The sequence below is a fragment of the Paractinoplanes hotanensis genome, from assembly GCF_023717965.1.
Taxonomy (GTDB): domain Bacteria; phylum Actinomycetota; class Actinomycetes; order Mycobacteriales; family Micromonosporaceae; genus Actinoplanes; species Actinoplanes polyasparticus.
The window spans coordinates 1-12,223 of sequence record NZ_JAMQOL010000070.1; the positions used below are offsets into that span (position 1 = coordinate 1).

Annotated in this window: 10 protein-coding genes and 1 pseudogene; 7 read left to right on the top strand and 4 right to left on the bottom strand. The window is 69.9% G+C overall.

The window, feature by feature from the left end; genetic code table 11:
* Positions 1 to 188, bottom strand: a pseudogene (locus LXN57_RS41630) (RNA polymerase sigma factor SigF); the annotation flags it as partial.
* Between the two features lie 214 nt (positions 189 to 402).
* Between LXN57_RS41630 and ppgK the strand changes: the two are divergent.
* On the top strand, positions 403 to 1,200 hold the full coding sequence (gene ppgK / locus LXN57_RS41635; RefSeq protein WP_251803822.1) for a polyphosphate--glucose phosphotransferase: 798 nt from the start codon (positions 403 to 405) through the stop codon (positions 1,198 to 1,200).
* A gap of 5 nt (positions 1,201 to 1,205) precedes the next feature.
* The gene (locus LXN57_RS41640) at positions 1,206 to 1,667 is read left to right on the top strand and encodes a PPOX class F420-dependent oxidoreductase (protein WP_251803823.1); all 462 of its coding nucleotides are present in this window, start codon (positions 1,206 to 1,208) and stop codon (positions 1,665 to 1,667) included.
* Between the two features lie 83 nt (positions 1,668 to 1,750).
* On the opposite strand, the gene LXN57_RS41645 is transcribed toward LXN57_RS41640, so the two are convergent.
* The 3 genes from LXN57_RS41645 to LXN57_RS41655 all read right to left on the bottom strand — a co-directional run bounded on the left by LXN57_RS41645 (position 1,751) and on the right by LXN57_RS41655 (position 4,023).
* Positions 1,751 to 2,701, bottom strand: coding sequence for a hypothetical protein (locus LXN57_RS41645; protein ID WP_251803824.1), 951 nt, complete (start codon positions 2,699 to 2,701; stop codon positions 1,751 to 1,753).
* The gene (locus LXN57_RS41650; RefSeq protein WP_251803825.1) at positions 2,688 to 3,194 is read right to left on the bottom strand and encodes a SigE family RNA polymerase sigma factor; all 507 of its coding nucleotides are present in this window, start codon (positions 3,192 to 3,194) and stop codon (positions 2,688 to 2,690) included. Before LXN57_RS41650 ends, LXN57_RS41645 begins: the two co-directional genes overlap by 14 nt.
* Positions 3,195 to 3,390: 196 nt before the next feature.
* Positions 3,391 to 4,023, bottom strand: a complete 633-nt coding sequence (locus LXN57_RS41655) for a hypothetical protein (RefSeq protein WP_251803826.1) — start codon at positions 4,021 to 4,023, stop codon at positions 3,391 to 3,393.
* Between the two features lie 502 nt (positions 4,024 to 4,525).
* On the opposite strand from LXN57_RS41655, the gene LXN57_RS41660 reads away from it, so the two are divergent.
* The 5 genes from LXN57_RS41660 (at position 4,526) to LXN57_RS41680 (ending at position 12,217) form a co-directional block, all read left to right on the top strand.
* Entirely contained in the window at positions 4,526 to 6,493 is a 1,968-nt protein-coding gene (locus LXN57_RS41660; RefSeq protein ID WP_251803827.1) for an alpha-1,4-glucan--maltose-1-phosphate maltosyltransferase, read from the top strand.
* 33 nt (positions 6,494 to 6,526) lie between these two features.
* Positions 6,527 to 8,287: a maltose alpha-D-glucosyltransferase gene (gene treS, locus LXN57_RS41665; protein WP_251803828.1), complete on the top strand. Its 1,761-nt coding sequence runs from the start codon at positions 6,527 to 6,529 to the stop codon at positions 8,285 to 8,287.
* On the top strand, positions 8,284 to 9,702 hold the full coding sequence (locus LXN57_RS41670; protein WP_251803829.1) for a maltokinase N-terminal cap-like domain-containing protein: 1,419 nt from the start codon (positions 8,284 to 8,286) through the stop codon (positions 9,700 to 9,702). The genes treS and LXN57_RS41670 overlap by 4 nt, the downstream gene beginning before the upstream one ends.
* Positions 9,703 to 9,772: 70 nt before the next feature.
* Positions 9,773 to 11,878 (top strand): 1,4-alpha-glucan branching protein GlgB, encoded by a 2,106-nt coding sequence (gene glgB / locus LXN57_RS41675; RefSeq protein WP_251803891.1) that lies wholly within the window; start codon positions 9,773 to 9,775, stop codon positions 11,876 to 11,878.
* 177 nt (positions 11,879 to 12,055) lie between these two features.
* Positions 12,056 to 12,217 carry a hypothetical protein gene (locus tag LXN57_RS41680; protein ID WP_251803830.1) on the top strand — a complete coding sequence of 54 codons (162 nt, stop codon included), beginning with the start codon at positions 12,056 to 12,058 and terminating at the stop codon, positions 12,215 to 12,217.
* Positions 12,218 to 12,223: the final 6 nt, after the last annotated feature.

The window sequence follows — 12,223 nt, forward strand, 5'->3', positions numbered from 1 at the left end:
GCGGTCTGGATCAGGTCGTCGGTGGGCTCGCCGCGGCCGGAGTAGCGGTGGGCGAGGTGGCGGGCCAGCGGCAACCACGCCTCGATCGCCTGATCGCGCAGGCGGTGGCGGCGGGGGTGATCGTCGGGCAGATCAGCGAGCGTGGCCAGGAGGTCGGAAGCGGTTTGCTCGGCGACGGACACGGTCATCGGAGGTCCTCCAGAGAGCGGGCAGAGAGCCGTGCCCGCACGCGGCGACCGTTCTGTGTTTCCACGCTAACCGAGAAGGGGAGGCTTGCCTAGCCGAAAGTACGAGGGTCACCCCGCAACCCCCTGGCGGTCGCGGGACCGCGACGGGATTTAATGTCGGGGCTCCGTGGTAAACAGCGGGGGCACAACCAGGCACCTCAAGACGGGAAACACCATGGCCATTCTCGGCATCGACATCGGCGGCTCCGGCGTCAAGGGCGCTCCGGTCGACACCGCCCGCGGCGAGTTGCTCGCCGAGCGGTACCGGGTGCCCACCCCGCAGCCGTCCGACGTCACCAGCGTCGTCGAGGCCGTCGCCGAGGTGGCGGCGCAGTTCGAGGGGCAGTACGACCGGGTCGGCATCACCTTCCCGGGCGTGGTGGTCGACGGGGTCACCCGCACGGCGGCGAACGTCGACAAGTCGTGGCTCGACGCGCCGGCCGCGCAGCTGTTCACCAACCGGCTCGGCACGCCGGTGTCCGTCCTCAACGACGCCGACGCGGCCGGGGTGGCCGAGGTGGCCTTCGGTGCGGGCCGCGACCAGACCGGCCTCATCATGATGCTCACGTTCGGCACCGGCATCGGCAGCGCGCTGTTCCTCGACGGCACCCTCATCCCCAACACCGAGTTCGGCCACCTCGAGCTCGACGGGCACGACGCCGAGCTCAGGGCCTCCGACCGCGCCCGCGAGACCGAGGACATGAGCTGGGAGAAGTGGGCCGGCCGGGTCCGCCACTACCTGGCCCACGTCGAGATGCTGCTCTCCCCGCGGCTGTTCATCATCGGCGGCGGCGTGAGCAAGAAGTCCGACCGCTTCCTGCCGCTGATCGACATCCGTACGCCCATGGTCCCGGCCACGCTGCTCAACAACGCGGGCATCATCGGCGCGGCCCGCATCGCCGAGATCGACGGCGGCAAGACAGCCGACAACGGAGTGACGCCGCACGAGGCCGGCGCGCGAGTGACGGAGTAGAGAAAATGCCACGCACGATCGCCACCAACACCGAGGCCTCCCGCGAGGAACTGCTCGAGTTCCTGCGCCCCCGGCACAACGCCATCCTGATGACCACCCGGCGCGACGGACGTCCCCAGGCCTCCCCCAACACCTGCGGGGTCGACACCGAGGGCCGCATCGTCATCTCGACCTATCCCGACCGGGCCAAGGTCTACAACCTCCGGCGCAACCCGCAGGTGTCGGTGTGCGTGCTCTCCGACGACTTCGGCGGCGCCTGGGTTCAGGTCGACGGCACGGCCGAGGTACTCGATCTGCCCGAGTCGATCGAACCCCTGGTCGAATACTTCCGGGTCATCTCGGGCGAGCACCCGGACTGGGCGGAATACCGCCAGGCCATGCGCGACCAGGGCAAGTCCCTGATCCGCATCACCATCGAGCGGTGGGGCCCGATCGCCACCGGCGGCTTCCCGGCCCGCCTGGCCTAGAACGGCGGCCCGGGCGGCAACAGACCCCGTTCGCTGTCCGACGAGAGCGCCGCGAAGGCGCGGCTCATGCCACCCCGCACCGGTCAGCCTCGCCAGTCCTCGAGGCGGGAGGCGGCCTTACCCGCCAGCTGCTTCTCGAAATCGGGCCGGGTGGCGCCCCAGCCCTCGTATCCCTGCCCGTCGACCAGGGTGACCGCGTCGCCGATCCGGATCGCGGCGATGTACGTGTGGTTGCGCGACCCGTTGTCGAGGGGCTCCCCCTCGCCGTCCCTCGACTCGTAGGAGCGGTCGATCAGAACCGACTCCTCGCCCACGCCCACGCCCAGCGAGCCGAGCCAGTCGAACTGCGCCTCGGAACTGCCGACCTTGCCGCTCGGGCAGTCCTCGACCGCGCGCCGCAGCTCGGTCAGGTAGTCCACAGCACCGTCCCCCCGATAGACGGTAACGGTGTTGTACACCGTGTCGTCGGGCACTGAGCCCGCTTCCGACTTCGGCCCCCGATAGAACATGCGCACCGTGGCCCGTACCCCCACCTGGGCCTCGCTCGGGAACTCGGCCTTCGAGCAGAACTCGAGTTGTTCGAAGGGATCCTCGACGCGGGCGACGTCGGAGATGCCGGCGTCGGAGTCGGACAGCAGCGCACGGGCGGGAATCGACTTCGGGACGGCCGGCGGGCGGGTGGTGGGACGCGTGGACGACGGCGTCGGCGCGGACGAACTCGGCGCCGACGAGGGCGCCGAGCTGGGCAGAGGGCTGGGCGTCGCGATGGCCGGCGCTGAGGCGAGCCCGGTGCCGCTGACCGCCGGAGGCAGCACGGTGTCGCGTCCGCCGTCGTCCGACAGCGCCCAGCCGGCGCCGACCCCGCCGGCCACGAGCACCGCGACTGCGGCAGCCGTCACCGCGACGCGGCGGGACCGGCGGCGGATGGCCTGGCGGCGCAGTTCGGGTCCGGAGAGCAGCAGGCCACGGTCGGTGTCCGAGGAGAGCGCGGCGAAGGCGCGCTCCAGGTCCGGCGAGGGCTCAGTGTTCGGCATCGGTCACCTCCGGGGTGCGCGGCGGGGCGAGCACAGCGGCGAGCTCGGTGCGGCCGCGGTGCAGCCGTGAGGTCACGGTGCCGATCGGAGTGCCCGTCTCGGCCGCGATGGCCGCCACCGGTAGATCGTAGAAATAGTGCAGCGCGACCGCCTGGCGGACGGGCGCCGGCAGCCGCCGCAGCGCGGTGGTCAGCCAGACCGCTTCCTCGCTGGGTGCGCCGGCCGGTTCGGGTGGGCCGGCCCGGCGTACGGCGGCCCGCCATCCACTGAGCCGACGCCACCGGTCGGTGGCCAGCCGGCCGACGGTCAGCCGCAGCCAGCCCTCGGGCGCCGGGTGGGCGACCAGCTTCCGCCAGTGGCGCCACGCCCTGGTGTACGCCTCCTGCACCACGTCCTGAGCCTCGGCGAGATCCCCGGTCATGGCGTATCCGTAGCGGAGCATCCGCGCGGACGTGTCCCGGTAGAACTCGTCGAAGCTGTCCGCATCCCGCATCCGCGAACTCCCCGCTCGTCCTGGTTCGTGCACCGGTTAACGCCCGGCGTGGCAAGAATGCTGCATCAGCCGAGAACTATCTTCCCCGATTCACGCCACACAGCCGAAAAGGCCGGCACCCCGGGTGGGGGAGCCGGCCTTCAGCGCAAGGTCGGTCGGGACTGCGCCCGCCGAGCCGGAGGCGAGGCCGGCAAGCTCAGCCGTGGCCGTTTTCGGTGTCCGCGGCATCGGCCCCTTGGGGCGCGGTCCCCGCCGAGCCGGAGGCGAGGCCGGCAAGCTCAGCGTCAAGGACGTACAGCAGCGCGTCGCGGTGCATCGAGGCGATGGGCTCGAGCAGGTCGGGGTGGCGCAGCAGCGCGGCCGCGTCCATGTCGCGGCGGTCGGGCTCGAGCAGGCGGCGGAACTCAGCCGGCGCCTTGCCGCTGCGCGCGTAGGGCAGCGGCCGGTCCTGGGCCAGCGGCACGGCCGCGATCACGGCGTCGACGCCGCGCCGGGCCAGCTGCGGGTCGGCCAGCAGGCAGGCGGCCCAGCTGACCACGGTCTCGTCGACCCAGGTGCGCCAGCCCTCCTCCTCGGCCTCCTCGTCCTCGGGCTCGCTGCCGACACGCCAGTCGAGCACCGCCGAGCCGCCGGGACCGGCGATCGCGACCAGCGCCGCGTCGACCTCGGTCGGGTAGCGCAGCCAGGCCGCGACCGTGACGGCCTGACGGGCCTGCAGCTCCGACAGGGTGTGCGCGATCGTGTCCGCGCTCCCCGAAGGGTAAGCACGCGACAGCCAGTGCGTGCTCGCCGCGATGACGGGCGACAGCTCGACAGACGGTCCGGCCACGTGGGTGCTCCTCCGCTCGGGCGCGGCACCAGGTCGGCCCGCGTCACACCGGATGACTCGGCGGCGGCAGAGGGGTATCTGAGCAGGGTCACCGGAGTGGGACCGCACGGCAACCGACACGCTCCTGTGCGGGCTGCCGTCGCCCTGGAAACGGCAGAGCCGGGACGCGTGGGGCGGCCGAGGTTGCCGGCTCGGACGATGTCGACGGGCGTGGCTTTTGTGCGGTGCCGCGCGGCCGGCGGGCGGGAAACATTATTTTGCCGACCGGTAACGTTCCGATGATCAGACTCGGTAAGCATGAACGGGTGATCACCGTAGTCGAATTGGCGGAATTCATCGGGGGCGCGAGGCCTCGCCTGGATGAGCCGGCCTGAGCGGACTCCGGTAGGTTGAGCGCATCGGCACGCCACCGTTTGCGGCGCCTCCACAGCGGAGAAGTATGCCCTGACGGCGGTCTGGTTTCGCCGAACCCGCCCGCGCCCTGAAGATTACGGTGGAGATCATGACCGGTCGCTTTCCCATCGAAGACGTGACGCCCTCGGTGTCGTGTGGCCGTTATCCCGCAAAGGCGGTCGTCGGCGAATTGGTGCCGGTTTCCGCGGTGTCCTATCGCGAAGGTCACGACGCCCTCGGCGTCAATGTGGTATGGCGCGGCCCCGACGGCGAATCCGAGCCGTTCACCCGCATGCGTCCCGGCGAGCCCGGCCTCGACCAGTGGCACGGGGTGATCCGGCCCGACCGGGTCGGCCGGTGGACGTTCACCGTGGAGGCGTTCGACGACCCGTACCGCACCTGGCGCAACGCGGTGGTGAAGAAGATCGGCGCCGGCCAGGGCCTCGAGGACCTGGCGAACGACCTGGCCGAGGGGGCCGAGGTCCTCGACCTGGCCACCAAGATCGTCCCGCACGGCGACGAGGAGCGGGTGCGCGACGCCGCGGCGGCCCTGCGCGACGAGCAGCGCTCGCTGTTCGCCCGGGTCTCGCCCGCGCTCGACCTGGAAGAGCTGCTCTGGCACCACCCGGTGCGCCAGCTGGTGACGACCACCCGGTCGTACGCGATCTGGGTCGACCGCAAGCGCGCGCTCTACTCCGCCTGGTACGAGTTCTTCCCCCGCTCCGAGGGCGCCGAGATCGGCCCCGAGGCGACCCCGATCAAGCACGGCACGTTCGCCACCGCCGCCGAGCGCATCCCCGCGGTCGCCGGCATGGGCTTCAACGTGCTCTACCTGCCCCCGATCCACCCGATCGGCAAGATCAACCGCAAGGGCCGGAACAACACGCTGGTGGCCCGCCCCGAAGACGTGGGCTCACCGTGGGCGATCGGCTCCGAAGAGGGCGGCCACGACGCGATCCACCCGCAGCTGGGCACGCTGGAGGACTTCCGGGCCTTCATCGCCACCGCCGAGGAGCACGGCCTCGAGGTCGCCATGGACCTGGCCCTGCAGGCCGCCCCCGACCACCCGTGGGTCAAGTCGAACCCCGAGTTCTTCACCCGGCGGGCCGACGGCACCATCGCGTACGCCGAGAACCCGCCCAAGAAGTATCAGGACATCTACCCGATCAACTGGGACAACGACTACAAGACGCTGCGCGAGGAGGTCTATCGCGTCGTCATGCACTGGGTCGGCAACGGCGTCAAGATCTTCCGGGTCGACAACCCGCACACCAAGGCGATGAACTTCTGGCAGTGGCTGATCGCCAAGGTGAAGGAGACCAACCCCGAGGTGCTGTTCCTGGCCGAGGCGTTCACCCGGCCCGCGATCATGAACGGGCTCGGCAAGGTCGGCTTCACCCAGTCGTACACGTACTTCACCTGGCGCACCACGGCCTGGGAGATGCGGCAGTACATGGAGCAGCTGCTCACCACGATCGACTGGATGCGACCCAACTTCTGGCCCAACACGCCCGACATCCTGCACGAGTCGCTGCAGCACGGCGGCCCGCCGATGTTCAGAATTCGCGCGGTGCTGGCCAGCATGCTCACGCCGTCCTGGGGCATGTACTCCGGTTACGAGCTCTTCGAGCACGTCCCGCGGCCGGGCGCCGAGGAGTACATCGACAACGAGAAATTCGAGCTCAAGCCGCGGGACTGGGCGGCGGCCGAGCGGACCGGCCGGTCGCTGGCCCCGTACATCACCCGGCTCAACCAGATCCGTGACGAGAATCCGGCGTTGCACTGGCTGCGAAACCTGAGATTCCACGACATCGACAACGACTCGCTGCTGTGCTTCTCGAAGCGTGACCCCGACACCGGTAACACGGTTCTCGTCGTGGTCACGTTCGACTCGACGAGCGTGCAGTGGGGGAACACCGTGCTGAACATGCCGGAACTCGGCCTGGACTGGCACGACCGGTTCACGGTGGTCGACCAGATCACCGGGGCCACGTACGAGTGGGGGCAGCACAACGCCGTGCGGATCGATCCGTACGTCGAGCCGGCGCACGTGTTCGTGATCCAGCCGGCTAGTTAACAAGTACCTGCGGGTGGGTAGGTGGGGAACCTGATGGACCAGAACGAACTCAGCGTCGACCCGGCAGAGGGCAGCCACGTCGAACAGGGCGTGGTGGAGCACCCGAACGCGGAGGACTTCGAACACGCCCGGACCCTGCCGGCCGACCGGACGTGGTTCCAGCGCGCCGTCTTCTACGAGGTTCTGGTCCGGGCGTTCTACGACTCCGGCACGGACGGCTCGGGCGACCTGCGCGGCCTGATCGAGCGGCTCGACTATCTGCAGTGGCTCGGCGTCGACTGCCTGTGGCTGCCGCCGTTCTACCAGTCGCCGCTGCGCGACGGCGGCTACGACATCAGCGACTTCTACCAGGTGCTGCCGGAGTTCGGCACGGTCGACGACTTCGTGGCCCTGCTCGACGCCGCCCACAAGCGCGGCATCCGGGTCATCACCGACCTGGTCATGAACCACACCTCGGACCAGCACCTGTGGTTCCAGGAGTCGCGGCGCGACCCGGACGGCCCGTACGGCGACTTCTACGTCTGGAGTGACACCTCCGAGAAGTACCAGGAGGCGCGGGTCATCTTCGTCGACACCGAGGAGTCGAACTGGACGTTCGACCCGGTGCGGCGGCAGTTCTTCTGGCACCGCTTCTTCTCGCACCAGCCCGACCTCAACTACGACAACCCGGCCGTGCAGAACGCGATGCTCGACGTGCTGCGCTTCTGGCTCGACCTGGGCATCGACGGCTTCCGGCTCGACGCCGTGCCGTATCTGTTCGAGCGGGAGGGCACCAACGGCGAGAACCTGCCCGAGACGCACGCCTTCCTCAAGCACTGCCGCAAGGTGATCGACGACGAATTCCCGGGGCGGGTGCTGCTGGCCGAGGCCAACCAGTGGCCGGCCGACGTGGTCGAGTACTTCGGCGACTCGAAGGCCGGCGGCGACGAATGCCACATGGCGTTCCACTTCCCGCTGATGCCGCGCATCTTCATGGCGGTCCGGCGCGAGTCGCGCTTTCCCATCTCCGAGATCCTGGCCCAGACGCCGGCGATCCCGGACAACTGCCAGTGGGGCATCTTCCTGCGCAACCACGACGAGCTGACGCTCGAGATGGTGACCGACGAAGAGCGCGACTACATGTACGGCGAGTACGCCAAGGACCCGCGGATGAAGGCCAACGTGGGCATCCGCCGGCGGCTGGCCCCGCTGCTCGAGAACGACCGCAACCAGATGGAGCTGTTCACCGCCCTGCTGCTGTCGCTGCCGGGTTCGCCCGTGCTCTACTACGGCGACGAGATCGGCATGGGCGACAACATCTGGCTCGGTGACCGCGACGGCGTGCGCACGCCGATGCAGTGGACGCCGGACCGCAACGCCGGCTTCTCGACGGCCCACCCCGGGCGGCTCTACCTACCGGCGAATCAAGACCCGGTGTACGGCTACCAGGCGGTGAACGTCGAGGCCCAGCGCGACAGTTCCACGTCGCTGCTGAACTGGACGCGTACGATGCTGGCGGTGCGACGCCGCCACGAAGCGTTCGCCGTCGGGACCTTCCGCGAACTGGGCGGATCCAACCCGTCGGTGCTGGCGTACCTGCGCGAGGACGGCGACGACGTCGTGCTCTGCGTGAACAACCTGTCGCGCTTCCCGCAACCGATCGAGCTGAACCTGCAGCACTGGAACGGGTACACACCGGTCGAGCTGACCGGTCACGTGAACTTCCCGCGTATCGGCCAGCTGCCCTACCTGCTGACGCTCCCCGGGCACGGCTTCTACTGGTTCCAGCTGTGCGGGTCCGAGGAGAAGCAATGACGTTGCCTTTCGCCGAATGGCTGCCCCTCCAACGGTGGTACGCCGGCCGATCCCGCACCCTGTCGTCGGTCAAGGAGGCGTCGAGCACGGCGCTCGACGACGCCCTCGACCTGGTGCTGATCGACGTCGAGTACACCGACGGCAGTTCCGAGCGGTACCAGGTGGTGGTGGCCTGGGAGTCCGGCCCGATCGTCGAGTACAGCGAAGTGGCGACGATCGGCACCGACGGCGACCGGACGGGCTACGACGCGCTCTACGACACCAGCGCCGCCCGCAGGCTGCTGGCCCTGGTCGCGGCGGGCGGCACCCGCGGTGACGTCCTCTTCGAGCCCGAGCCGGGAGCGACGTTCCCGATCGAGGCCTGGCCGCGCGTCTTCGACGCCGAGCAGAGCAACACCAGCGTCATCTTCGAACAGGACGCGATCCTGAAGGTGTTCCGCCGCGTGTCGCCCGGCATCAACCCCGACATCGAGCTCAACCGTGTGCTCGGCCGCCGGGGCAACCCGCACGTGGCCCGGCTGCTCGGCTCGTTCCAGACTGTGTCACGACCGACGCCTGGTCCTTCGGACGGCGCGGAGAACCCGGGCAACACGGTGTCACGACCGACGCCTGGGCCTTCAGACAGCGCGGAGAACCCGGGCAATGTGAGTGAGAGCGGCGAGCCCTGCCCCTTGGGCATGGTCACGGCGTACGCGGGCAACTCGGCCGAGGGCTGGGCGATGGCCACGGCGTCGGCGCGCGACCTGTTCGCCGACGCCGAGATGGGTGCCGACGAGGTGGGCGGCGACTTCCAGGGCGAGTCGTACCGGCTGGGCGAGGCCGTCGCGGCGGTGCACGCCGACCTGGCCGCGGCGCTCGGCTCGGGCCCGTCGGTCTTCCCGGTCGACGCCATGCTGGCCCGGCTGCGCACCGCGGCCCAGGCGGTGGCCGAGATCCAGCAGTACGTGCCGTCGATCGAGGCACAGTTCCGCGAGCTCGACACCCGGCCCGTCGAAGTGCAACGCGTGCACGGCGACCTGCACCTGGGCCAGGTGCTGCGGGTGCCCGAGGGCTGGCTGCTCATCGACTTCGAGGGTGAGCCCGGCCAGCCGCTCGACCAGCGCCGCCTGCCCGACTCGCCGCTGCGCGACGTGGCCGGGGTGCTGCGGTCCTACGAATACGCGGCCTACCAGCTTCTCGTCGACCAGTCCGACGACGAGCACCTCGCGGCCCGCGCCCGCGAGTGGGTCGACCGCAACCGGGCCGCGTTCTGCGACGGCTACGCGAACGTCGCCGGGGCGGACCCTCGTGAGCAGGGCCCGCTGCTGGCGGCCTACGAACTCGACAAGGCGGTCTACGAGGCCGCGTACGAAGCCCGGCACCGGCCCGGTTGGCTGCGCATTCCACTGCGCTCCATCGCGCGCCTCGTCGGCTGACGCCCAGGTAAAAGGAGATCCCCTCGTGATCGGCCACTCCGCCAACTCGCTCGCCGCCGACCAGCGCGCCATGAACAGCGTGGTGGCCGGCGACACCCACGATCCGCACGGCATTCTCGGCGCCCATCCCGGCGGCGGCAACACCGTGATCCGCACCCTGCGCAAGGGGGCCAAGGCGGTGACCCTCGTGTACGAGGGCGAACGCACCGAGATGACCCGGGTGCACGCCGACGGCGTGTTCGCCGCCGAGGTGCCGGGCCTGGTGCTCGACTACCGCCTCGAAGTCGACGGCGAGGTCGTCGACGACCCGTACCGGCACCTGCCGACGCTGGGCGAGCTCGACCTGCACCTGATCGGCGAGGGCCGGCACGAGAAGCTGTGGAAGGTGCTCGGCGCGCAGCCCCGCGAGAGCGGCGTCGGGTTCGCCGTCTGGGCCCCGGGCGCCCGCGGCGTGCAGGTGATCGGCGACTTCACGGGCTGGGGCCCGTACGCCGGCTGGCCGATGCGCTCGCTCGGCTCCAGCGGCGTCTGGGAGATCTACCTGCCCGACGCCGGGATCGGCAGCAAGTACAAGTTCAAGATCCTCGGACGGGACGGGGTGTGGCGCGAGCACGCCGACCCGCTCGCCCAGCACACCGAGGTGCCGCCGGCCACCGCGTCGGTCGTCTACGACTCGTCGTACGAGTGGTCGGACGAGACGTGGATGGCCGAGCGCGCCACCAAGCAGTGGCACCAGGAGCCGATGAGCGCCTACGAGGTGCACCTGGGCTCGTGGCGTCCCGGCCTGACCTACACCGAGCTGGCCGACCAGCTGGTCGAGTACGTCCTCGAGACCGGCTTCACGCACGTCGAGCTGATGCCGGTGATGGAGCACCCGTTCGGCGGCTCGTGGGGCTACCAGGTCACCGGCTACTACGCGCCGACGTCGCGCTTCGGCACCCCCGACGAGTTCCGCCACCTGGTCGACAAGCTGCACCAGGCGGGCATCGGCGTGATCCTGGACTGGGTGCCCGCGCACTTCCCGAAGGACGAGTGGGCGCTGGCCCGCTTCGACGGCACTCCCCTGTACGAGCACGGTGACTGGCGTCGCGGCGAGCACCCCGACTGGGGCACGTACGTCTTCGACTTCGGCCGCAAGGAGGTCCGCAACTTCCTGGTGGCCAACGCGCTCTACTGGTGCGAGGAGTTCCACGCCGACGGCCTGCGGGTCGACGCGGTGGCCTCGATGCTCTACCTGGACTACTCGCGCAAGGACGGCGAGTGGACCCCGAACCAGTACGGCGGCCGCGAGAACCTGGACGCGATCAGCTTCCTGCAGGAGATGAACGCGACCGTCTACAAGAACTACCCGGGCGCGATCACCATCGCCGAGGAGTCGACGGCGTGGCCGGGCGTCACCCGCCCCACCCACCTGGGCGGCCTCGGGTTCGGCTTCAAGTGGAACATGGGCTGGATGAACGACACCCTGTCGTACATCGAGAAGGAGCCCATCTACCGCCAGTGGCACCACCACCAGATGACCTTCGCGACGGTGTACGCCTGGAGCGAGAACTACATCCTGCCGATCAGCCACGACGAGGTCGTGCACGGCAAGGGCTCGCTGGCCGGCAAGATGCCCGGCGACCTGTGGCAGAAGCTGGCCAACACGCGCGCGCTGCTCGGCTTCATGTGGGCCTTCACCGGCAAACAGCTGCTGTTCATGGGCAGCGAGATGGGCGACCTGCGCGAGTGGAGCGAGGAGCGCGGGCTGGACTGGGAGCTGCCGGACGACCCGCAGTTCGGCGGTGTGCAGGCTCTGGTGAAAGACCTGAACCGGGTCTACAAGGAGTCGCCGGCGCTGTGGACCCAGGACACGTCGGCCAGCGGCTTCCGCTGGATCACCAGCGAGGACTCGCAGCACAACACGTTCTCGTTCGTCCGGTTCCCGCCCAACGGCGACCCGGTGGCCTGCGTCGTCAACTTCGCGGCAGTCCCGCACGAGGGCTACCGCATCGGCCTGCCCCGGCCCGGCCGGTGGGCCGAGGTGATCAACACCGACAGCGAGCTGTACGGCGGTTCCGGCGTCGGCAACCTGGGCGAAGTGCACACCGACGACATGCCGTGGCACGGCTTCGACCACTCGGTGTCGCTGCGGGTGCCCCCGCTGGGCGCGGTCTGGCTTCGCCTGGAGTCGTGACGACGGAATCGCGGCGGGCCGGCAACCGGGCGCGCATTGTCGTCCGCCCGTAGCCCCACCATCGTCCTCTGTCACGAAGTTGACAGGCGTCTTCAACCCTTCGACGTTCGTCAATAGGTTCGAGCAAAGCCCGCCGGGGTGCTCCCCGGCGGGCCACAACCTGACGGAGGGTGCGACATGGAAAGTCAGGCGCTGGACACCACCGGCCTCGAGACGGTCGCCGACGACCTGCTGGCCGAGCTCAGCCCCGCCCTGCGCGCGGCCGTCGAGCGGGTCTACGCCCCCGACGACCACGGCGGCGCCGGCGGCTTCAACTCGCTCGTGGACGCCGATCTCTAGTTCGCC